Source organism: Allobosea minatitlanensis, assembly GCF_964020775.1.
The window spans coordinates 757,694-779,232 of sequence record NZ_OZ224509.1; the positions used below are offsets into that span (position 1 = coordinate 757,694).

The window sequence follows — 21,539 nt, forward strand, 5'->3', positions numbered from 1 at the left end:
GAGATTGGACGAGGCCGCCTCAAGGCAGCACTGCCTCGATGAGGAAAGGTTCGCGCCGCGAGAGGGCTTCGCGAAACAGCTTCGTGAATTCGGACATGTTCGTGGCGCGCCCGCCTTCGACGCCCATCCCACGCGCTATAGACACCCAGTCCAGCGACGGGTTATCGAGATGCAACATGCGCTGGGCGTTCTGACCGTAGTGATCGACGCCTACATTGCGCATTTCGTTCTGCAGAATCGCGTAGGTCCGATTGGAGAAGACGACTGTGACGATATCCAGTTTCTCGCGGGCCTGGGTCCACAGGCCCTGAACCGTATACATGCCGCTTCCATCGGCTTGCATCGCAATGACCTTGCGGTCTGGACAGGCGACCGCGGCACCGACTGCCATCGGAAAACCGATTCCGATGGCACCGCCCGTGACCTGGAGGTAGTCATGCGGAGCCGCTTCCTCCGAGAATGCGAAGAAGCTACGTCCAGAGGTCACGGCCTCGTCGCAGACGATGGCGTTTTCCGGCAGCATCTGCGAGATGGCCAGAGTGATCGCCTCGCCCGAAAATTCGTGAGGCGCGCCGTCCGGAGTCGCCCGCCCCTTGGTCGGCTTGATCTTTGCGGGCGCGCCGACCTCGTCGGCCAACTGGGCTAGGGCATTGAGGAGATCATCTCCCTGCGCAGCGAGTTCAACGATCTCGCAGTTGGGGTCCAGAAGGCGGGAAGGCTTGCCGGGATAGGCAAAAAAGCTGACCGGCTCCGGCGCGCCCAGGAGCACCAGAGTTTCGACATCGCGCAGGACTTCCATCGCCGCATCGGGAGCATGGGGCACCCGCGTCACCGGAACGCGACCTCGGCCCCGCTCGACCCGCGCATTGGCGGTGGGAACCAACACGCGAACACCGAACCCTTGTGTCAACCGGTCCGCGATCGCCAGGCCTTCGGCCCGAGTAGCGCGCCCGGCCAGGAGCACCGCGACCTGGCGACCCCCGCGAATAGCCGTGGCTGCAGCGCGCAGAGCTGACGGATTGACGCGACCGGGGCGAGGGACCTCGGCCCGTAGGGCGGGGACGTTGTCAACCTCGTCCCATGCCGCGTTGGCCGGCAGGATCAGGGTCGCGATACCCGGCATCGTCACCGCGGCCTGATAGGCCTGCTTGGTGGCGTTCGCCACGTCATTGGCGCTGCGAATACGATGGACCCATTGCGACATCGGTCGCGCCAGGCTGTCGATGTCGCTGGTGAGTGCGGAATCATATTTCAGGTGATAGGTCGCATGGTCGCCAACGATGTTGATCATCGGCGTAAAAGCCCGGCGCGCATTGTGAAGATTTGCCAGGCCGTTGCCGAGGCCGGGGCCGAGATGCAGCAACGTGGCGGCCGGCTTGTCGGCCATGCGCGCATAGCCATCGGCGGCACCGGTGACGACCCCTTCGAAAAGGCCGAGCACGCAACGCATCCGGGGCTTTGCATCAAGCGCCGCAACGAAATGCATTTCGGAGGTGCCCGGATTTGCAAAACAGACGTCGACGTCGTTCGCGAGTAGCGATTCACATAGGATATTTGCGCCGTTCATCTGTCAGACCCTTTGAAATAACTAGGCAAAAGACCGAGTTCGGGAATGGGCGGAGCTCAGCCCCGCTCAATCGTCAGTCACTCTCCGATGTCAGATCGACCGGGCGAAATCGAGCGAGGGGGCTGCGCGACCCAGTTCGATTTCTCGCACGCGCTTGAGGAGCGCCGCGTTGATGGGAGCTTCGACGCCATGGCTCGCCGCTTCCTGCACGACCATGCCGTTGATATGCTCGATTTCGGAGCGTCGCCCCTTCGCGAGGTCCTGCGCCATTGAAGGACGTGCGGTGTATTCCATCCGCGATGCGATGCCGAGAACCACCTCTTCGGCTCGTTTGAAGGCGCCGTTCCCGGAGGCCGCGCCCTCGGCCTCGCGCCAGGCCTCAATCCACAATTCCGGCGCCTCGCCGTTGATCGGCTCGAGCGGATATCCGATCGCCTGCCCGACATGCGCGGTTTCCCCGGCAACCCGGATCGACAGGCGGCGGGTCGAGGGTTCCTCGATATAGGAGCGGGTGGACAGGCCCGAAACGGAAGCGACGGCGTTGGACATGGCGTTTTGCACCAGCTTCGACCAGCGTTCGCCCCAAAGCGCCGGGGTAATTTTGGTAGAATCGACCTCGGACAACATCTCCGCGATCATCTTCGCCCGAGGCGTGATGCGGCCATGCGGTTCTCCGACGCGGAACACTTCGAATCCTGCGCCGCCCTTGGCGATGGCACGACGGATAAAGCCCGGTTGGATCAGTTCCACGACGATCTTGTTCGCGATGCCGCCCAATACGCATGGCCAGCCCAGGACTTCCGCGACAGTCGGTTCGTTGATCGAATTCTGCATCACCACGACCACGGCGCCGGGTGCCAGGACGTCGCGCAATAGCATTGAGGCCCAGGCCGTGTCGTAGGATTTCAGCGAGATGAATACGATGTCGACCAGACGCTCGCACCGTAGCGACTGCAATTCGCCAAGATGAAGCGCTCGCACCGGGGTCGTAAAGCACTCCTCTGGGGAGGTGCCCTGCAGGCGCAGGCCGTCACGCCGCATCGCCTCAACATGCTCGACCCACGGGTCGGCCAGAATAACGTCGCGACCACTGCGAGAAAGATATGCTCCAATATACCCGCCTACTGCACCCGCGCCGATAATAAGAATTCGCGGCTGTTCGCTCCGAATATTCATGTCATTCTCTACCGTTGGGAATTACTTTGCTAAATTTTATTGACGCGCCTGACTTCAATTCAGATCGGACGGATGCGTCCTGCACACCAGTCCGCGCGGATGACGTAGCCAGCTATAGCGCGAAGATGCGCAAAACCGAGCCAAGAAAGAAGCGATAATTGGTGCACATCTGATCGCGGATCGGAAAGACCCGCCTACCGAAGGACCTCGCAAGCGAGGTCTTTCCTCGAAGAGATCATGTGTTTCATATTTGTCGATTTACTTTGTGTCCTTGGGCTGAGGAAGTGCCGGTGCAAACTTGGCCGCAGCCTAGTCTCCTAGCGACGCCAACTCAGACAGCGAGGACATAATGGATATTCTCATTCTCCAGGGTGACGGTATCGGCCCCGAGATATCGAAGGTGACCGCGGGCTGCCTTGCCTCTCTGAATTCGACACACAAGCTCGGCCTCAACTTCATCCATGAGGATATCGGCTTCGCCAGCCTTGCACATTCCGGCTCGACCTTTCCCGACAAGGTGCTCGATGCAGCGCGCGCCGCGGCCGGTGTCATCCTGGGACCCATCGGAAGCGCCGAATACCCGCCTGTCGAAAAGGGGGGCGTCAATCCCTCCTCGGCGCTTCGCATCAAGCTCGATCTGTTCGCGAATATCCGTCCAAGCGCCGTTCGACCGGGCTGCGGCGCGCTTGCCAAAGCGATGGACCTCATCATCGTTCGCGAGAATACTGAGGGTTTTTATTCGGACCGCAACATGGCCGTCGGAGTAGGGGAGTTCGCGCCGACCGATGATGTCGCGCTCTCGGTACGCAAGATCACGCGCAAGGGCTGCCGCCGTATTGCAGAAGTGGCTTTCGAGCTGGCTTCGCGTCGCAAGAAGCAGATCTCGATAGTCCATAAGGCCAACGTGTTGAAGTTGACCGACGGCTGGTTCATCGAGGAAGTCAACAAGGTTGCCAAGAGCTACTCTAACGTCAGAGTGAACGACTTCCATATTGATGCGATGGCCTCGATGCTCGTGCGACAGCCCGAGGATTTCGACGTTGTCGTCACCACCAATATGTATGGCGACATCCTGTCCAATATTGCCTCCGAAATGAGCGGAAGCCTCGGCTTCGCCTCTTCCCTGAATGCAGGCGACCACTATGCCGTGGCGCAAACGGCACATGGCTCAGCGCCGCACATCGCCGGCACGGACAAGGCCAACCCCTGCGGTCTCATGATGTCAGCGGCAATGCTCCTGGAGTGGCTGGGCAAGAAGCACCAGCGCCAGGATCTCGAAATGGCGGGGCAGGCGTTCGCGCGGGCCATCGACGGTACGATCGCCGATGGCGTCCGCACCTTCGATGTCGGCGGCACCACGGGAACGCGCGCGTTCGGTCAGGTCATCCTCGAGCGGCTGAAAGCCTGATCGAGTCTTCGCCAGCGAGAGGAGATAGCTTTGCTGAACGACGTCGAGCGCCGGATCGTCAATGAGATCACCATCGACGAGCCTTGGGCGCTCGTCGAGACCTTTGCCCAACTTCGTCGGGAGAAACCCCACGAAGTCAACCGGGGCATGGATTGTCTGATTGACCGACTGGCTCGTCTGGGCGTGCCGGCGACCACCTATGTGCCGGAAATCTATCTGAGCCAGCCCGGGCGAGCTCATGTGAAACTCGACGGGCAATTCTTGCGCGCCAAGCCTGTCGCGTTCAGTGCCGACGCTCGTGCCGGCGTGACAGGCCGGTTGCGGCCGTGGCCGACCACCGACGCTCAGGACTGCATCGTCGTCGGGAAGGGGCTGCCCACGCCCGAATTGGTGAATGAGGCGCAACGGGCCGGCGCCCGGGCTGTGATCGCGGCCAATCCCGGTGCCGATATCCACTGGGGGACATGCTCGGACGTCTGGGGCTCCCCTGGTCTCGCCGATCTGGAAAGACGCACGCGTATTCCGGTGGTCGGGGTCAACCGGCCCGACGGGGAGCGTCTTTTGACCGCCGCGGACGCTGGAACGATGGTCGAACTCGTATCGGAGATCGACGATGGCTGGTTCCCTCAGAAGATTGTCGTCGTCGATATTCGCGGCTCGCAAGAGCCCGAGAAATTTGTGCTGCTGCACGGCCATCTCGACAGTTGGGACGTAGGCGTCGGCGACAATGCTGTGGGCAATGCGGCCCTGCTGGAAATTGCCCGGATCCTCTACCTGCACCAAGACAGTCTGCGCCGGAGCGTTCGTATCGCCTGGTGGCCCGGGCATTCGGCCGGACGCTATGCCGGGTCGACTTGGTATGCCGACAGGTTTGCGCTCGAAATCGAGGAGCATTGCGTCGCCCAAATCAATTGCGACAGTCCTGGCTGCCGCTGGGCCACCGACTACCTCAACATTGCCTGCATGCCGGAGGCCGTGCCCTTCCTGGCCGAGATCATCAAGGACATGACCGCGCAGACCATGCAGGCGCGGCGCCCCGCACGGGCTGGAGACCTCTCGTTCAACAATATCGGTGTGACCAGCTATTTCACCGTCTCCTCGACGATGAGTCCAGAGATCAGGGCGGAGAAGGGCTACTATCCTGTTGGCGGCTGCGGCGGCAATATCGCGTGGCACACCGAGAACGACACGATCGAAATCGCGGATCGTGACAATCTGCTGCGCGATATGAAGGTTTATGCGCTGGCGGTTCTCCGTACCGCCAATTCCGCGCTGCTTCCTTTCGATTGGCGGTTGGCGGCCCGGGAGTTTCTCCAGACGCTCGCGCTTTATCAGCAGAGTTGCGGAGCGCTCTTCGACCTAGCTCCGGCAACCTCGGCGGCCCAGGCGCTCTTGCAACGGCTGGAAGAACTCTACGCCGCGTTCCAAGCGCAGACGATACCCCTTGATCGTGCCAATGCGATGGTGACGATGCTCGGGCGCATTCTGATACCGCTGAATTTCACCTCCGTACCGCGCTTCCTGCACGATCCTGCGGTGACGATTCCGCCGCTGCCTTACGTCGCGATTGCCGGTGTGATCGCCACGCTCCCCGCGGAAAAAATCCACTTCGCCCAGCAGGATCTGATGCGCGGCTGCAATCGCCTGGTGGCAGCCCTCGGCCAGGCCGGCGCGGAGATTACGCGCTGTCTTGCGCAGCGGCCCGCGGTACTCCCGCCTAACGGAGACTGAGGCGCGCTGGTTCAGGTATCGTCCAATCTTCCCTCATCCCGTAAACGCTCCAGAATCCAGGTCTGGAACTGCTTAACGAGGGTGAGGTTGAGATTTCGCTCCGGAATGATCAGATAGTATCCGGATTTGCTGCGGTACGTAGTGTCGAGGACGACGACAAGCCGTCCATCGGTAATTTCCTCTTCAATCAGGAAATCGGGCATCAAGGCAATGCCGAGCCCCGACACAGCGGCCTGGGCAAGCATGGCGAAATGATCGAAGCGTGGGCCTCGCCGAGGATGTGCGAGGGCGATGCCCTGGTGTTCGCTCCATTCCAGCCATTCATCCGGACGCGTGCTCCGCTGCAATCGCGTGAGATTGTTGAGATCTCCGAGATTGGTGACCGGATGCTGAGCGAGATAGCCGGGGCTCGCCACGAGCGTCAGATTCTCGTGCATGAGAAACTGCGCCGTCGCGCCTGCGACATCGGGCGAGCCGTAGTGAATGGCGACGTCAAACTCGGCCCTGAAAAAAAACGGAACCAGATGCGTGGTGAAATTGACCTGAAGGTCCGCATGGCGGCTGACGAAGTCGCTCAACCGCGGAATCAACCAGCGAACGGAAAACGCCGGAAGTGACGATATGGTGATCTCGCCACCGTCTTGACTGGACGAGATGATGCGATTGGTCGCCTCGTGCAGGTCGTCCAGAATGCGCGAAACATCCTTGAAATAGCGCTTTCCGATATCGGTCAGGACCACTCGCTGCCGGATACGCTCGAAGAGCGCCACGCCGACTGCATCCTCCAGTTGGCGGATCTGCTTGCTGACCGCGCTTTGCGTCAGCGACAGCTCCGCAGCCGCGCGCCTGAAGCTGCCATGACGTGCAGCCGAAGCGAATGTAAGCAGCGAACGCAATGATGGATTGAGGCTTCGCCGGATGAACAAATTTCTCGTACCTTCTCAAGGGCCAGGGAGATTGCTCGCGAGCAATCGATATTCGTTTGGCCAGGCCGGTTGAAATTCAGAAGGGTTCCAATCGGTACGTCTCTAGAGCATTTTCGAGCGATGTGGACACCGGTTCGCGTGAAGAAAGTGCAATAAAATAGAGACCTGGTGCAATTTCACAATTCTACGAATTGCGGAATTGCTCTCAGGCGGGCCTCATGTTGCCGAGGGCCGAGTGGGGTTGGTACCGGTTGTAATCTTCCTTTTCCATGCGGTGATGGCGCTGCGGGCCTCGACGAGCGTCGAGAACAGCGTGTCGTTGAGGCACTCGTCCCGGAAGCGTCCGTTGATGGGGGACAGCCCCTGCCCCGGCATCGGCGTGCCATAGTGGCCGCAGTGTTGGTCCACTTTGAGCAAGAGGACATCGCCAAGCAGATCTTTCTGGTCCACGCGGCAAATGCCGAGGGGCGTCGGGTCGCGCAGGTGCGCCTTCGTCGCGCTCAGGTGCTCGATTACTTCCGCGAGCTCTCGCCTTGCCGCGTCGGCATGGAGGGTTGTGCAACGGCGCACCACCGGGCACGCGAGCTGATCGCGCTCGGGCACGAGGTTAAGCTGATGCCGCCCGCGTACGCCCCATGTGAAGCGCAACAAAACCGACGCAGCCGATGCGGGGGCGATCGCCGAGGCTTTCATACAGCACTTGGTTTGTTTCTGGTGATTGCGGTGCCCGTTCGGGCAAAGGAAGCGGAGCCTGCGCGAATCCTCCTCGCGCCAGGGAAGAAGCCCAACCGCCCTGTGACGGCCCTCACTTTCGCAGAAGGCGGGTTGCCTGGAACGCTATCGCCCTTTGGTCTGCCGGATGCGCCGCAGAGCAGCCCCTTTTTTAACAGGCTGGCAGCAGCGCTGTTGCCCCTCGGGTGCGCAGCATCAACGTGAAACGGGGGCACTTCCCCAGCCAGTCCGGCGAAGATGCGGTCGAACACACCCATCACGGTCTCTCCCGGAATAGCACATCCCAAGTACAACCAGCAGGCGCTGAGTCCAGGGCTTGCTTGGTTTTCACGGACCCACGGGGGTATCCCGGACAAGCTGCGCAGCAGCGTCGATCCGCGACCCATCATAGAGCTCCGGAGCCCTCTGATAGATCCCGGGGCAAGCCCGGGATGACGAACTGGTTCCCGTCAAATCAGTAGATTTAGGTCTTATTCGCCATGAAGCGCTCACAGACCGCCTTCGCCTCACGTAACGCATAGGCGACTCGATTGCGGGCACGCACCGCGCTGACAACTGAAAAGCAGGCCTCGTCTGAATTGACCTGTGTCTTGGACAAGGCACGCAGTGGTTGCAATGCCGGCCAGGCCGGCTGGCTGAGCGCGGGGTCGTGGCCGAAGCGATCCCCGGTCGAACTCTCGACCGGCACGAGTGAACGGGAGATCGCCATGAGCGCGCGGTTCAACCGTTCTGCCTGGACGGCATCGGCGTCGGCCGCATGCGCCATCATCGTCGAGATCGCCTCACGCAACCGCGCGGTTTCCTCGATCAGTGCGTCGACTGGACAATCCTCCGCCAGACGAGGGGCGATCGCGCCGAGTTCGGTGGCGAGATCGTCGAGATGGGTGCCGTAGTCGAAGGGCAGCACCGGATCGGTGAGGAGACGCCAGACGGTCCGCAAGTAGATGCGCGTATCGCGGGCGAGAATGGCCTCGTCGATGTTGTCGAGCGTATCACCGGGCGTGTGCCACCACCAGCCGAGATGAAGATGGTGTCCCTGATGTCCTTCTGGCCGCGGCTGATGGCTGAGGCTGCCGAACATCGTAGGGACGCCGATTCCCCAGAAAGATTGGTCGCCCTGCCGGCCGACGCGACGGCCGGCGAAGCTCTGCCCCGTTTCAGCGGCGATGATGTCGGATGCGAATTGGCGCAGCTCCGGTGCCGCTCCGGTATTGGAGACGATCGTTGCGCCGCGTCCCCCGGTCGAGTCGATATTGACGTGAAGCGCGCAGCGCCGCTCGAGTTCCGCCCAATTCTGATCGGCGTACCAGGTCGAGCCCGAGTATCGCCCGTGCGAATGTCCCGACCAAAAGCACAACCGAATTCCTCGGCGCCAGCTATCGGAGTGCTGGGCGCAGATACGCGCGACTTCGAGCATGGTGGCGTTTGCGCCACCATTGTCCATCACGCCATAGTGCCAGGTGTCGACATGGGCGGCGAATAGGACGAACGGATCGGCGGCGCCGTTGGGGCCGTCGAGATCGGCGACGAGGATCGGCGTCTGCCGCCAGCCTGTATCCACCTGGGCATGCAACGTCGCCGAGACCCGCTCGCCCCGGCTGAGCCGGTCACGCAACTCCGCGCCATCGGCGCGCGAAATCGTCGTGATGACGGTGCTGGGCAATCGGTCCAGCGTTTCCACCGAGGGGCTGCCCCAGATCGGCGATACGCACATCTCGTGCAGATAATCGTCCGGGGTAATATGAATCTGACCGATTGCCCCGGCGCGCGAGGCCAGATAGGCCGCCTGAGGCACAGCCATGCCGTCTATGAGGAGGATGCGTCCCTTGAGATCGCGGCCCTCGATATCGGCGGGACCGCATTCGCCGACATAGATGACATCCCCGTTCGTGCCGCCCTGGGCGGAAGGCCGCGCGTGCGAATGCGTGATACAGGCAATGATCCTGCCGTCGATCTCGATCGAGGCATCGCCGGGCAAACTGATATAGGCATCATGGAGAATCGTCTGTGTTCGAAATCCGTAGCTCGTAAGCTTCTTGTCGATATATCGAAATGCCTTTTCTTCTTCGGGGGTCCCAGACAGTTTTATCCACCGGGCGAACTCTCGCATATGCGACATCAGTTCGACGGTTCTGACTTCGCTAGCAAGCCTGTCGATCAATAAATTCTTCATTATACCCTCGATTGCCACGGAAACGGTGCTCAGCGAAGAGTTTCCATCAGCCGCAGGAGAAGGCGGCAACGCGGCACCAGGGACGATATGTAGAGGCGTTCCTGGCTCGTATGAGCACCTACGCCGTCAACGCCCAATCCGTCGAGCGTCGGAGCGGAGGCCGCCGTGAAGTTGCCGTCGCTGGCGCCGCTGGTGGCGAGATCCTCCAGCGCGAAGCCGATCTGTGCCGCAAGCCGGCAGGCATGGTCAAAGAGGCTCTCGATCCCCGGACTCTTGATGTAGGGTGGGCGATTGAGCCCGCCCGTCACCGTGAGCGTGACATCGGGATCATGCGCCATCAGACCAAGCGCTTTGGCGATCATCTCGTCGGCAAGTTCCGGCGTGGGGAGGCGCATGTCGATTTCGGCATGGGCTTCGGCCGGCACAATATTGGCGCGCGTGCCGCCGGCCACGACGCCGACATTCACCGTGACACCCGATGCATAGTCGGTCAGGGCGTTGAGCGCTAGGATTTGCCGGGCGAGCTCGCTGACGGCGCTGCGCCCATCCTGATGCCCGGTGCCCGAATGGGCCGGGCGGCCCTTGATATGAAGCTTGAAGAGAGCCGTTCCCTTCCGGGCCGTAACGACTTTTCCGCCCTGCCGGGCGGGCTCCGTCACCAGGACGAATTTTGCGCGTGCCGCCTCGGCTTCGATCAGGGCGCGGGAGGTGGGACTGCCGACCTCCTCATCTGACACAAAGAGCTGGCGTATCGGTAAAGGCGTCGGCGATTGCTGCGCTACGAGGTGGCGGAGCGCCGTGAAGCCCAGAAACGCGCCGCCCTTCATATCCGCTATGCCGGGGCCATAGGCAAAGTCGCCCTCGACGCGGAACGGCAGCGCGCCGTCAAGTGCTCCGACCGGATGCACCGTATCCAAATGGCTGAGAACCAGAACCCCCGGACCGGATCCTGCCTGCGGCGTGGCAACCAGCAGGTGATCGCCATAGCCGTCCCTGCCCGGAAAGCGCTGCACGGCGAGCTTCGCTGCCAGCGCATCCTGCTCGACGAGATCGACCATGCGGTTTACCGCCGCTGCATCCGTCGACGGGCTTTCGCACTCGACCCAGCGACGAATGCCGGCAAGCAGGGTGGCAGTGTCAAAAATCTCCCTGCCACCCGCGGCACCGCATGCCGCCGTCATTTCAGGCCCCACCTGACACGGAGAGAACCTGACCAGTAATGAAGCTGGAAAGATCCGATGCAAAGAAGATGACGCCGTTCGAGATGTCTTCGGCGGAGCCGAACCGGCGAAGCGAGACGGAACGCAGGAAGGCGTCCCGATACTCCTGGCTGTAATTCGCCCAGCGCTCTTTTTGTCCCTCGCTCATGAGCACCAGGCCGGGCGCCACGCTGTTGACCGTGATGCCGAAAGGGCCAAGCTCGACCGCAAGCTGGCGCGTCAGCCCGATGAGCGCGTGCTTGGCTGAACAATAGGCCTGCACGCCCGTCAGCGAGGGCTTGAATCCGGCGCCGGAGCTGATGTTGATGATTCGGCCCTTGCCGGCCGCTTTCATGCCGGCGCTCACAGCGCGGCACATTGCAAAGGCGCCGTTAAGATTGACGTCGATGATGCGATCCCATTCCTCATCGGGCACAGTCTCGATCGGCCGGGCCGGCAAGCCGAGCGCACCACCCGCATTGTTGATGAGAACGTCGATCGGACCACCCGTGGTCTCCTCGATTTCCTTGACCCAGGCGGCCGCCGCCGCGCGGTCGGTGAGGTCGAGCGTTTTCGTGGTGATGTTCGGGCTGCGGATGTCTTCGAGACCGGCAGCGTTGATGTCGCTCGCGAAAACACGTGCCCCGAGTTGCTCCAAGGCCTGGGACAAAGGCCGGCCGAAGCCACCGCCGGCGCCGGTGACGATGATCGCGCGGCCGCTGAAATCGATCTTCATCTGCGTCCTCTATCTCTGATTGGAGTTGAATCAGCTTGGAATGGCTCGGGCTAGCGCTTGCTTTTAGGGTCGAGAATGTCGCGGAGAGCGTCACCCAGAAGATTGAAAGCGAGCACGGTGATGAAGATGGCCAATCCCGGAAAGATCGAGAGAAGCGGGGCCGTGGTTACGTATCGTTGCGCCTCGTAGAGCATCGCGCCCCATTCCGGCGTCGGCGGCTGGGCACCGAGGCCGAGGAAGCTCAGGACGGCGGCCCCGAGAATCGCCTCTCCCAGGCTTAAGGTGCAGTAGACCGAAATGGGTCCGATGATATTCGGCAGCAAATCCTTGAACATGATGCGCGTGCTGGACGAACCGATGCAGCGCGACGCTTCGATGAATGGCAGTTGCATGGTCGCCAGAGTCTGGGCGCGGGCCAGGCGCGCGAAGCGGGGAATGCGCACGATGCCGATTGCGATGATGCCGTTCTGCAGCGAGGGTCCCAGCACCGCGGCGATCAACACTGCCAGCAGAATGTAGGGAAGCGCCATCATGATATCCATCAGGCGCATGATCAGCGCATCGATGCGGCCTCCGTAGAAGCCCGCCACCATGCCCAGCGCGACGCCGAAGACGAGCGCTATACTGACTGCTTCCAGGCCGATCTGCAGCGAGATGCGCGCTCCCAGAATGACCCGGCTGAAAACGTCCCTGCCGAGTTGGTCGACCCCCATTGGGTGGCTGATAGTGGGGCCGGAAAGCACCGTGTCGGTGAAATCATCGGCAGCATAAGGCGCCAGCAGCGGGGCGAAAATCGCGACGAAGAGAAGAAGGCCGACCACCACCAGCCCAAACACGGCCGTCTTGCTTTCGGTCAGCAGCGCGAGCTTCTCGCGCCATGCCGGGTGCGGCGTGTCCGTGGAGTTCGCTTGAGTCATGAATGCATACCTTCGGCCGCTCGCAGGGATCAGCTACGAATACGTGGGTCGACCAGACCATAGAGAAGATCGACAGCTAGATTGACGAAGACAATCAGAGCCGCATAAACAACGATCACGCCCTGGACTACGGGATAGTCGTTCGAGTTGATCGCCTGCATCATGTGTCGGCCCAAGCCCGGCCAGGCGAACACCGTTTCGGTCACGATCGAACCAGCCAGATAGACGTTGATCTCGAGACCGATGATCGTCACGACCGGGATCATGGCGTTGCGCATCACATGGCGCCAAACAACCGCTCTGTAGGAGAGGCCCCGGGCGAGCCCGGCATTGACGTAGTCCTCGTTGATGACTTCCAGGACACTGGCGCGGGTGCTGCGGGCGATCAGCGCCGCCGGGCCGAGCGTCAGCGTCAGCGCGGGCAACACCATATGCCTCAGTATATCCTTCACTGCGAGCAGGTTGCCGCTCAAAATCGCGTCGAGCAGCGGGAAGCCAGTAATCGCCGAGATGCGCGTATCGAAGGACAGCATCCCGCCTGTCGGGAAGATATCGAGGAAGACGCTGAAGAGGACGATCAGCATCGTGCCGGCCCAGAAAACCGGCAAGGACACTCCCGACAAGGTCGCGACCATCACGACGGCATCAAACAGCTTGCCGCGCTTGACGGCCGCGAGGGTGCCGACGACGATGCCGATGACGGCCCCCAGGAAGATTGCGACAAGCGCCAATTCGGTCGTTGCCTGGAGCCTCTGAAGAACCGTCGAAAGGACCGGTTCCTGGGTCAGAAGGCTTTGTCCGAAATCTCCGTGCAACGCGCGCTCGGCCCAGGCCAGATACTGGACGTGGACCGGCCGGTCCAGCCCGAGCTCCCGCCGCAGAGCCTCGGCCTGTTCGGGCGAGCCGCCGTCGGTTCCCATCATTACCTCAACCGGATCCCCCGGTATGGCGCGGATGAAAGCGAACACGATGATCGAGAGTGCGACGAGCACGATGGCGCTGCTCAGAAGGCGCCCGACAAGAACGCTAACGATCCGGTTCATGACGACACCCCCACCGCATCGGTCGCGCGCGCGTGCTCCTGATTTCCATAGAGATGGCAGCTCACCTGCGTATCGCCGCGGCGAGCCAATGCCGGCCGGACAGTTTCGCAGATCGTCCCGATTTTTTCGGGACAGCGGGTATGGAACGGGCAACCGGTCGGGACGTTGACGCTGGACGGAATCTCTCCCTCGAGGTCGATGCGTTGAACGCGCCGCTGCGGATCCGGGCTCGGTGTTGCCGCGAGCAATGCCCTGGTATAGGGGTGCTTTGGGTTTGAGAAAATTTCGGAGGTCGGACCGGTCTCGACCACTCGCCCCAGATACATCACCGCGAGGCGGTCGCTGAGGAAGCCCAGGAGGTTCAGGTCATGCGTGATGAAAATACAGCCGAGATCGAGTTCGCGGCGTAGTTCCTGAATCAGTTCAACCACGCGGGCCTGGACCGAGACGTCCAATGCCGATGTCGGTTCGTCGAGAATGAGGAATTCCGGACGGATGATCAATGCGCGGGCGATTGCAATGCGCTGACGCTGACCGCCAGAAAATTCGTGCGGGAATCTGTCGTAGTGATGTGCGCCCAGCCCGACGCGCTCCAACATCGCAATGACACGGCCGCGCCGCTCGGCGGGCGCACCCTTGCCGTGCACTATAAGGGAATCGGCGATGATGTCGCCGACGCGGCGACGTGGATTGAGAGAGGTGAAAGGATCCTGAAAGACCATCTGGACCCGCTCGCGCAATTCGAGCAGCGGATACCAGTCGAGTGGTTGTCCGTCGAGAAGAACGCTGCCCTCATTGGCCTGGATCAGCTTCAGTAGCAGCCGCGCCAGGGTGCTTTTTCCGCAGCCGGACTCTCCGGCTATCCCGAGCATTTCTCCACGCCGGACGCTCAGAGACACGCCCGCCAGCGCTTGTACCTGGCGCCTGGGGCCCCAAGGCCGGACACTGTTCCCGCGCAGCTTGAAGCTCAGCGATACATCGCGCGCCTCAAGGACCCCCTTCGCTTCCGCGGGGACTGCCGACACCATTTGCTTCATGGTTCAGATTCCCCGCTCGGTAGAGGAAGTGGGCGTGGTCGGTCGGTAGCAGGCCACGCGATGGCCATGATCCACCTCCTCCAGCGCCGGAGCGGCTTGCATACAACTCGCGATGGCTCGGTCGCAGCGGTTAGCGAACCGGCAGCCTCTCGGCGGCGAAATCAGATCGGGCACAGAGCCTGGAATGGATATGAGAGCATCGTGCCCTGGGATTGGAAGGGCCTTGAGCAAGCGTTCGGTATACGGATGCGCGGGCTGGCGGAACAACGTCTCCGCCCGCGCGATCTCGACGATTTGTCCGGCATACATCACGGCGACACGGTCGCAATTCTCCGCCGCGACCCCCAGGTCGTGAGTGATGAGAATAAGCGATGAACCCGTTTTCTCGCGGACGTCGCGGAGAAGCCGGAGAATCTGGGACTGGATCGAGACGTCGAGTGCGGAGGTCGGCTCATCGGCGATGACGAGCCGCGCCCCGCCCACGATTGCCATGCCGATCATGGCGCGTTGCGCCATTCCACCGCTGAGCTCGAATGAATAGGACGACATGAGGCGCTCGGCATCAGCCAACCCCACCGATTTCAGCGTCGCAATCGAGAGTTCGCGTGCTTCCCGGGCCTTGATGCCACGCCCGAGCATGGCCGCTTCCATCACTTGGCTCCCGACGGTTGCGGTGGGGTCGAGCGCGCGCCGTGCCTCCTGGAAAACGAAAGCGATCTGCCGGCCGCGCATATGGCGCATTTCGGCTGGCGATAGCGTCAGAAGGTTACGCCCCTCGAAACGGATCTCGCCTGCTTCGATCCGGCCGGGATGGGGCACAAGCCCCATGATGGCCCGGGCCGTGATGCTCTTTCCGCATCCTGTCTCTCCGACGATCCCTAGGCACGCGTCACCGGCAGCTTGCGCAGCAGATAGGGGAAGACCGCGTGCCCCGGAGCCCGCTTCGAGGTCCTCGGCCTGCGATAGAGCGCCTCGATCCCCATGCGCCGCATCAGCGTGGCAACATGCAGGCGCCCCGCGACATGTCCCTCGGCATTGAGAAGGCCCTGCAACATCCGGCTGCCGGCGAAGGGATATTCCAAGTGCAGGGCGTCGATCCGGCGCATCAGGGCCAGATCGGCAGCCGGAACCGCGCGGGGCAGATAGTAGACGCTGCCCCGGCTGATCCCCAGAACCTTCGCCTGCCGGCTGAGCGGCAGATCGTGCTGACGGTCGATCATCGCTTTGCGCTCAGAAGACCGGCCGTCCCGAGCGCGCCGGACAAAAAATCATTCTCCAGCGTCAGCTCCCCGATCTTCGCGTGCAGCGTCTTCACGTCGACTGCCGGAGCCGGCGCTGGGCCTTCGCCTCGCCGTCGAACACGCCCGCAGCCCCGTCGAGAAGCTGATTGCGCCATTGCGTGATCTGGTTCGGATGCACGTCGAATTGCTGTGCCAGCTCGACGATCGTCTTCTCGCCCCTGACCGCTGCAAGGGCCACCTTCGCCTTGAAGGCCGGCGTGTGGTTCCGCCACGGTCGTTTCGCCATGGTCTCTCCTGTCGCGGCCATCATGCCGCCTTCAGGCAGAAACTCCACTTATCCGACCTGTCCAGTTTTCCCGAGCCAGCTCTGACATGATTGTATCGACGGACCCATGATGCTTTGCATAATCATCATCAAACCGTCTACGCGCATACCTCTCGCCGTATTGTTCGGTGAGATAGCTGTCTAGAATATCAACAACTTCACTTACCTGAAGATGTGCATCAGGACCCGTCCTATGCCCGGCGCCCTCTGTAAGCCCCAGACGAGCCATGAGAGCCTTTGCGCCCTCGCGAGCCTTAGGTGTCGTTAGGCCCATGTCCTGAGCCGCTGTCGTCCTCAGGGAGGCCCAATAGGCGTCATCCTGAGAGGCGAGCTTCGCGACCTTCTTCAGCGCTTCCCGCTCATCGGTGGTTTTCAAGCTCCCGACACGAAACCGACTCTTGCCGTAGTGGTTCCTAATGTCGTTCGGAATGCGTCGATAGTAGTAGAATCGACCGGACGAGCGGCGCTGAAGATAGCTTGCGGACACCTTGAGGAACCCGAGGTTCAGGATGATTCTCGACACTGCGTATTACCTCGTGTATCATCACGAGAGCCGTCAGTGAATACCTAAGTGATTGTCTTGCAAGGGAAAAAGGCGTTTAGCCTTGGTGCCCCTGGCCGGGATCGAACCAGCACTCCTTGCGGAACTCGATTTTGAGCGGCCCAAAGGACGATATTCTAAACACCGCCGATTGCAAGTAAAAGCGCGAAAACCTACTACGATCAATGATTTAGCTTGACCATCGTAGGCTTCAAACTTCTCCATACTTGCCGGCAATAGCCGGGAATCGTGCTCCTAGACACCCTCGCGCGACTCCTACGACTAACGTGTTTGGAGACCTCTGATGGCCAAAATCAAACTCACCAAGACGGCTGTGGACGCCGCGCGCCCGAAGGAGCGCGAATACGAACTCCGCGATACGATCGTACCGGGCTTCATGCTGAAAGTCACACCGTTCGGCGGCAAGATCTTCATGCTCGCCTACGTGACCAATTCCGGCGTCCGCCGGAAGCCCGCGCTAGGTCGATTCGGAGAACTCACCGTCGATCAGGCCCGCAACCTGGCACAGGACTGGCTCGCGGAGGTTCGTTATGGACGCGACCCGTGCGCGGAGAAGACAGCCGCGCGCGCAGCACCGACCATGAAGGAGCTGTGCACCAAGTTCATCGAGGAGCACTCGAAGCTTCACAACAAGCCCTCCACCGTCGCGACGAACGAACTGAACATCAAGAACCACATCCTTCCGCGCCTGGGCCGCTACAAGGCTCATGAAGTCACCCGCGCCCACATCTCGGAATTGATGACCGGCATGGCCGACCGGCCGGTGAACGCCAATCGAACGCTCGCTGCCCTTCGGAAGATGTTCAACCTCGCCGAACTGTGGGGATATCGGCCAGACGGCTCCAATCCGTGCAGGCACGTCCAGAAATTCGCGGAGAACGGATCGACCCGGTTCATCACCGACGAGGAGATGCGCAAGCTCTTCGCCTATCTCGACCGCTCGGACCGGGAGGGCCTGGAGCATCCCTTCATCACCCTCGCCATCCGGCTCCAGTTCGAGCTGGCGGCGCGCAAGTCCGAGGTGCTTACGCTCGAATGGGCCTGGATCGACCTCGAACGCCGGCGCGTGACCTGGCCTGACAGCAAGACGGGAGGAATGACGAAGCCTCTCAGCGACGAGGCTCACCGGCTGCTCAGCAAGGCTCCGCGCTTCGAGACGTCGCCCTATGTGTGCCCGTCGATCTTCGATCCCTCGAAGCCGATGACGGACAATACCTATCAACACGGATGGCGGCGCATCCTTGCCCGAGCGGGCGTCCCCCATGTCGGTACGCACGGCATCCGCCATCGCGCCGCAACCGATATCGCGAACTCGGGCGTGCCATTGAAGGTCGGTATGGCGCTCACGGCGCATAAGACCGTCACCATGTTCATGCGCTACGTTCACAACGAGGAAGACCCGGTGCGCATGGCTGCGGATGCGGTCGCCGCGCGCAGGCGCATCGTCGTCGGCGCCGAAGCCCCGGTCGCTGAGGAACCGTCGACAGAGGTCGAGATCGAGGTCGGCGCCGCGCTGGAAACAGCGGACGTTGCCGAGCCCGCGTCGCCGCCTCCCGGCCTGGAAGACGGCAAGTATTCGTCGCGCACCAAGGTCGGAAACTATCGGCCATTCCGCCATCGCAACGGGGCCAATCGCGCCACCCCGCCCGGCGCCCGACATGATGAAAACAGGGAGGCAACGCGATGAGCGCGCCCCGTTTCACATCGATCCCTGCCGAAGCACGAACGGAGGTGCGTCATGTCGCGACCTAACAACCGAGCAAAATGGCCGTCCGCAGACCTCCTCGCGCGCGCGGTCTACGTGGAAGATGCTGGCCCCGTCCGCTTTGTCGATACAGACGCAGCGGCAAGATATCTGGCGCTCGATGCCCATACGCTCGAATGCTACCGATCTCTCGATACGGGGCCGGCATTCTACAAGTTCGGACGCTACGTCCGGTACGCGGTCGGCGACCTTGATGCCTGGGCGGAAAGCTGCCGACGTTCGACGACCGCTTCTCCGGAAGCACCGCGCATTCTCCCTCTTAATCGAACATAGGTTTGAGGCTATGTCTCTTGGAGGGGCACGCTCACTCTTCCTTCGAGGATGAGATTCGAGCCTTTGACCGAGAGTTCTGAATCGCGTTGGGGTTCGCACGCGGCGAAGGAAGCTTCTGAGTTTTGTAGATCGGGTTCAGCGTTAAGTAGTCTTGGGGGGAACGGAAAATGTCGACTTACGTCGTTTTCGATGGCGATAACGACCAATGGGCTTACCGGTATGTCCGGGGGTGGCATGCCAACCCCAGAATACCGTTCCAGTTCGTGGACTCTCATGATCTCGACAACATGACGTCGCGTGCTCAGAATGAGGATTACGTAAAATCGAAATTGCGGGAGCGAATGCGACAATCGACAGCAGTTATGGTGTTGATTGGAAACTCGACCAAGAATCTTTTCCGCTTTGTAAGGTGGGAGCTAGAACTCGCGTTGAGCTTGGATCTGCCGATTATTGCCGTCAACCTCAATGAAAGCCGCGTACAGGACAGTTTGTGCCCGCCGATCATTAGGGATCATTGTGTTGTACACGTACCATTCAAACTGAAGGCCATAGAACATGCTATAAGACATTGGCCAACTGAATTCCAACATTTGAGCCGCACCGAAAGGGCCGGGGGAGCACGGCACTACGGCACGGATCAGTATCGTAGCTGGGGCCTGTAATTTAACGCGGAGGGGACGTCGATTTTCAATCTTTTGATGTTTAATGCTGATTGGCCATCGGGAAGAGTCACTGTGCCGATCGGCCGGATGTTCGAATATACGGAAGCGCATATCGCCGAACTATTCAGATTGAACAATACGCCACTTCTGGACAAACTTACGGCTCTGCCTTGTCTCTTCTGCGAAGAGGGGACCGGCGATGAGTCCGCGTATGTCGGGCAGATAAACCGGGCGCGCATCGTAGGGGGCGAAGTCTCACTCGAGGTAAGCTTTGACCCCGACGTTCCTCCCCTAACAAACTCGCTGCTTTATGATAGCCGGGCTGAACTGGACATGCCCCGAGATTTCGAATTCTCTCGCAACCATTGGGCCGTGAAAGAGGTCGACTTGTACCGCTTTTTACTTCGCCAGGTACGCCCCCGGCGACAGCGGCCAACGGTCTTCCCATTGGCCGAGCATGAGAATTTAGACCCCCATCTTGCATCCGCCATGATGCCCTTCGATGCGGCGTTTAATCCTGTTTTTGATGCTATCCGAAACGCTGCTCAAGGTGTCGGACTTCGTTGCCGACGGGCGGACGACATCTGGGAGAATGCGTCAATTATTCAGGATGTCGTTTCCCTGATTGATCGTTCGCGCATCGTGATCTGTGACTGCTCAGGTCGAAATCCGAATGTATTTTACGAAGCCGGGATTGCACACACCTTAGGTCGAGAGGTCATCCTCATTGCACAAAGCGATCACGATATCCCGTTCGACCTGCGCCATCTCCGATATGTGCGCTACCTCAACAACGACCAAGGTCGGGCCGAGTTGTCCGCGACGCTACTAGCCCGCATGCAGACAATCATCGGCCATTAGCTGGACGTATGCATCATGCAAATCGCAGGTGGACTATATCGCGAATTGTGCGAAACGCCGAAGTGGAACGCACAGTTTGGCTCGGGCGGGCGCGCGGCGGCAGCCGTCAGTGCTCTTTCGCCAGGGAGCACTCTTCACACCTATGCACGGGACGAGAGCAGCCCGGGAGCGGACGAACTGTCGGACCTCGGTGTGCGGCTATCCCGCACCCATTCCGATATTGCGATCGCATTTGCGTACTTCCACCCACTGTCTCAACCACACATCGAGCCGCGACCTGGGTCATTTCCTCAGCAGCCTCCGATACATGTTTCGGGAGATGTGGTCCTGAGATTCGGGTTCCTGGAAGGATCTGCCATCGTGCACGCTGTCCGCGCGATTTACGATCCTCAGACAGCTGTCCGTCCTGAGCCATTTGGAGCCAATGGCTCGACAGCGAAACGGCTTGCTTTGGTTATGAATGAGCTAGAGCTCTGCCGCTATGCGGGTTGCACCGACTTGGCGACTGCCGCCGCGAAAGCCATGTCGCATGGCGATCGGGTGACTGTGATAGTCGTAAAAAGAGGGGTGCGGGGGGTCACCGTCTTTGAGCGTCATGCCGAACCTAATACCATTCCCGCATATTATTCATCTCGGGTCTTCAAGATCGGAACAGGGGATGTCTTCAGTGCCGTGTTTGCATATCATTGGGGCGAAGCCGGAACTTCCGCGGCCGAAGCCGCGGACCTCGCCTCCCGATCGGTGTCCGCCTACTGTGAGACAATGACCCTTCCGGTGCAAACCGACTTGCTCAGTAGCCGCGAGCCCATAACAGGGCAGGCACCAAACCGGATTGTTCTGCATGGCTCAACATCTACAATCGGAAGGCGGTATACGCTTGAGGAGGCGCGCTTCCGCCTGAAAGAGCTTGGTGTTGAAGTGCTCTCACCTCAACTCGATGAGGTCCCAGATTCATTCCTCGAAAATGCACCTTCACTTCTAGTGGCGGACGGATTGAGCACAACGGAAATTCGACGACTCTGCGCAACGCGATCTCACCAAAATATTGTAATACTGGACGAGGAGCAGCGGTCCGATATCGCTGCACTCTCCGATCTCGGCGTTACGATTGTTCCCGACTTCGCCTCGTCTTTGTACCGAGCTGCCTGGCCTCGTGCATCTTGCCGTAGCCTAGACAGTTGCGGCGACGCATAATTTGTGAGACT

17 protein-coding genes and 3 pseudogenes are annotated in these 21,539 nt (G+C 60.8%); 7 read left to right on the forward strand and 13 right to left on the reverse strand.

What is annotated here, in order from left to right; translation table 11 throughout:
* Window positions 1-19: 19 nt before the first annotated feature.
* Together ACWH43_RS03550 and ACWH43_RS03555 are read right to left on the reverse strand one after the other, a co-directional pair.
* Complete coding sequence (locus tag ACWH43_RS03550) at window positions 20-1,567, reverse strand: acetolactate synthase large subunit (protein WP_260348975.1); 1,548 nt, start codon at window positions 1,565-1,567, stop codon at window positions 20-22.
* A gap of 90 nt (window positions 1,568-1,657) precedes the next feature.
* A complete protein-coding gene (locus ACWH43_RS03555) occupies window positions 1,658-2,743 on the reverse strand; it encodes a ketopantoate reductase family protein (protein ID WP_260348974.1) in 1,086 nt (361 codons plus the stop codon).
* A gap of 349 nt (window positions 2,744-3,092) precedes the next feature.
* Between ACWH43_RS03555 and ACWH43_RS03560 the strand changes: the two genes are divergently transcribed.
* Window positions 3,093-4,151, forward strand: a complete 1,059-nt coding sequence (locus tag ACWH43_RS03560; RefSeq protein ID WP_260348973.1) for an isocitrate/isopropylmalate dehydrogenase family protein — start codon at window positions 3,093-3,095, stop codon at window positions 4,149-4,151.
* Between the two features lie 30 nt (window positions 4,152-4,181).
* Complete coding sequence (locus ACWH43_RS03565) at window positions 4,182-5,882, forward strand: M28 family metallopeptidase (RefSeq protein WP_260348972.1); 1,701 nt, start codon at window positions 4,182-4,184, stop codon at window positions 5,880-5,882.
* An 11-nt stretch (window positions 5,883-5,893) separates the two neighbouring features.
* On the opposite strand, the gene ACWH43_RS03570 is transcribed toward ACWH43_RS03565, so the two are convergent.
* Together ACWH43_RS03570 and ACWH43_RS03575 are read right to left on the reverse strand one after the other, a co-directional pair.
* Complete coding sequence (locus ACWH43_RS03570; RefSeq protein ID WP_260348970.1) at window positions 5,894-6,778, reverse strand: LysR substrate-binding domain-containing protein; 885 nt, start codon at window positions 6,776-6,778, stop codon at window positions 5,894-5,896.
* A 235-nt stretch (window positions 6,779-7,013) separates the two neighbouring features.
* Window positions 7,014-7,159: pseudogene (locus ACWH43_RS03575) on the reverse strand (integrase core domain-containing protein); the annotation flags it as partial.
* A 45-nt stretch (window positions 7,160-7,204) separates the two neighbouring features.
* Between ACWH43_RS03575 and ACWH43_RS03580 the strand changes: the two are divergent.
* Window positions 7,205-7,496, forward strand: a pseudogene (locus ACWH43_RS03580) (IS110 family transposase); the annotation flags it as partial.
* A 507-nt stretch (window positions 7,497-8,003) separates the two neighbouring features.
* Here ACWH43_RS03580 and ACWH43_RS03585 read toward each other — a convergent pair.
* The 9 genes and pseudogenes from ACWH43_RS03585 to ACWH43_RS03625 form a co-directional block, all read right to left on the reverse strand.
* A complete protein-coding gene (locus tag ACWH43_RS03585) occupies window positions 8,004-9,701 on the reverse strand; it encodes a M28 family peptidase (RefSeq protein ID WP_448153402.1) in 1,698 nt (565 codons plus the stop codon).
* Window positions 9,702-9,742: 41 nt separating this feature from the next.
* Complete coding sequence (locus ACWH43_RS03590) at window positions 9,743-10,894, reverse strand: M20 family metallopeptidase (protein ID WP_260348966.1); 1,152 nt, start codon at window positions 10,892-10,894, stop codon at window positions 9,743-9,745.
* A gap of 1 nt (window position 10,895) precedes the next feature.
* Window positions 10,896-11,648, reverse strand: a complete 753-nt coding sequence (locus tag ACWH43_RS03595) for an SDR family NAD(P)-dependent oxidoreductase (RefSeq protein WP_260348965.1) — start codon at window positions 11,646-11,648, stop codon at window positions 10,896-10,898.
* A 50-nt stretch (window positions 11,649-11,698) separates the two neighbouring features.
* The gene (locus ACWH43_RS03600; protein ID WP_260348963.1) at window positions 11,699-12,565 is read right to left on the reverse strand and encodes an ABC transporter permease; all 867 of its coding nucleotides are present in this window, start codon (window positions 12,563-12,565) and stop codon (window positions 11,699-11,701) included.
* A 29-nt stretch (window positions 12,566-12,594) separates the two neighbouring features.
* The gene (locus ACWH43_RS03605; protein WP_260348961.1) at window positions 12,595-13,608 is read right to left on the reverse strand and encodes an ABC transporter permease; all 1,014 of its coding nucleotides are present in this window, start codon (window positions 13,606-13,608) and stop codon (window positions 12,595-12,597) included.
* Complete coding sequence (locus ACWH43_RS03610) at window positions 13,605-14,645, reverse strand: ABC transporter ATP-binding protein (protein WP_260348959.1); 1,041 nt, start codon at window positions 14,643-14,645, stop codon at window positions 13,605-13,607. Before ACWH43_RS03610 ends, ACWH43_RS03605 begins: the two co-directional genes overlap by 4 nt.
* A 3-nt stretch (window positions 14,646-14,648) precedes the next feature.
* Window positions 14,649-15,473 carry an ABC transporter ATP-binding protein gene (locus ACWH43_RS03615; RefSeq protein WP_260348957.1) on the reverse strand — a complete coding sequence of 275 codons (825 nt, stop codon included), beginning with the start codon at window positions 15,471-15,473 and terminating at the stop codon, window positions 14,649-14,651.
* Between the two features lie 56 nt (window positions 15,474-15,529).
* Window positions 15,530-16,172 (reverse strand): annotated as a pseudogene (locus ACWH43_RS03620) (IS3 family transposase); the annotation flags it as partial.
* A gap of 31 nt (window positions 16,173-16,203) precedes the next feature.
* A complete protein-coding gene (locus tag ACWH43_RS03625; RefSeq protein ID WP_260348955.1) occupies window positions 16,204-16,734 on the reverse strand; it encodes a DUF6538 domain-containing protein in 531 nt (176 codons plus the stop codon).
* Between the two features lie 322 nt (window positions 16,735-17,056).
* Between ACWH43_RS03625 and ACWH43_RS03630 the strand changes: the two genes are divergently transcribed.
* The 4 genes from ACWH43_RS03630 (at window position 17,057) to ACWH43_RS03645 (ending at window position 21,528) form a co-directional block, all read left to right on the forward strand.
* Window positions 17,057-18,460 carry a tyrosine-type recombinase/integrase gene (locus ACWH43_RS03630; protein WP_003497302.1) on the forward strand — a complete coding sequence of 468 codons (1,404 nt, stop codon included), beginning with the start codon at window positions 17,057-17,059 and terminating at the stop codon, window positions 18,458-18,460.
* A gap of 518 nt (window positions 18,461-18,978) precedes the next feature.
* The gene (locus tag ACWH43_RS03635; protein WP_024896892.1) at window positions 18,979-19,473 is read left to right on the forward strand and encodes a TIR domain-containing protein; all 495 of its coding nucleotides are present in this window, start codon (window positions 18,979-18,981) and stop codon (window positions 19,471-19,473) included.
* An 87-nt stretch (window positions 19,474-19,560) separates the two neighbouring features.
* Window positions 19,561-20,334 carry a hypothetical protein gene (locus tag ACWH43_RS03640; protein WP_199777866.1) on the forward strand — a complete coding sequence of 258 codons (774 nt, stop codon included), beginning with the start codon at window positions 19,561-19,563 and terminating at the stop codon, window positions 20,332-20,334.
* Window positions 20,335-20,790: 456 nt separating this feature from the next.
* On the forward strand, window positions 20,791-21,528 hold the full coding sequence (locus ACWH43_RS03645) for a carbohydrate kinase family protein (protein WP_353612169.1): 738 nt from the start codon (window positions 20,791-20,793) through the stop codon (window positions 21,526-21,528).
* Window positions 21,529-21,539 lie beyond the last annotated feature (11 nt).

What these genes read in the sequence shown, in the direction of transcription:
- ACWH43_RS03555 (WP_260348974.1), bottom strand. Translation starts at nt 2,743, where the DNA reads ATGAATATTCGGAGCGAACAGCCGCGAATTCTTATTATCGGCGCGGGT.
- ACWH43_RS03595 (WP_260348965.1), bottom strand. Translation starts at nt 11,648, where the DNA reads ATGAAGATCGATTTCAGCGGCCGCGCGATCATCGTCACCGGCGCCGGC.
- ACWH43_RS03610 (WP_260348959.1), bottom strand. Translation starts at nt 14,645, where the DNA reads ATGAAGCAAATGGTGTCGGCAGTCCCCGCGGAAGCGAAGGGGGTCCTT.
- ACWH43_RS03560 (WP_260348973.1), top strand. Translation starts at nt 3,093, where the DNA reads ATGGATATTCTCATTCTCCAGGGTGACGGTATCGGCCCCGAGATATCG.
- ACWH43_RS03630 (WP_003497302.1), top strand. Translation starts at nt 17,057, where the DNA reads ATGGCCAAAATCAAACTCACCAAGACGGCTGTGGACGCCGCGCGCCCG.
- ACWH43_RS03640 (WP_199777866.1), top strand. Translation starts at nt 19,561, where the DNA reads ATGTTCGAATATACGGAAGCGCATATCGCCGAACTATTCAGATTGAAC.
- ACWH43_RS03590 (WP_260348966.1), bottom strand. Translation starts at nt 10,894, where the DNA reads ATGACGGCGGCATGCGGTGCCGCGGGTGGCAGGGAGATTTTTGACACT.
- ACWH43_RS03635 (WP_024896892.1), top strand. Translation starts at nt 18,979, where the DNA reads ATGTCGACTTACGTCGTTTTCGATGGCGATAACGACCAATGGGCTTAC.
- ACWH43_RS03600 (WP_260348963.1), bottom strand. Translation starts at nt 12,565, where the DNA reads ATGACTCAAGCGAACTCCACGGACACGCCGCACCCGGCATGGCGCGAG.
- ACWH43_RS03615 (WP_260348957.1), bottom strand. Translation starts at nt 15,473, where the DNA reads ATGGGGCTTGTGCCCCATCCCGGCCGGATCGAAGCAGGCGAGATCCGT.
- ACWH43_RS03645 (WP_353612169.1), top strand. Translation starts at nt 20,791, where the DNA reads ATGAATGAGCTAGAGCTCTGCCGCTATGCGGGTTGCACCGACTTGGCG.
- ACWH43_RS03550 (WP_260348975.1), bottom strand. Translation starts at nt 1,567, where the DNA reads ATGAACGGCGCAAATATCCTATGTGAATCGCTACTCGCGAACGACGTC.
- ACWH43_RS03605 (WP_260348961.1), bottom strand. Translation starts at nt 13,608, where the DNA reads ATGAACCGGATCGTTAGCGTTCTTGTCGGGCGCCTTCTGAGCAGCGCC.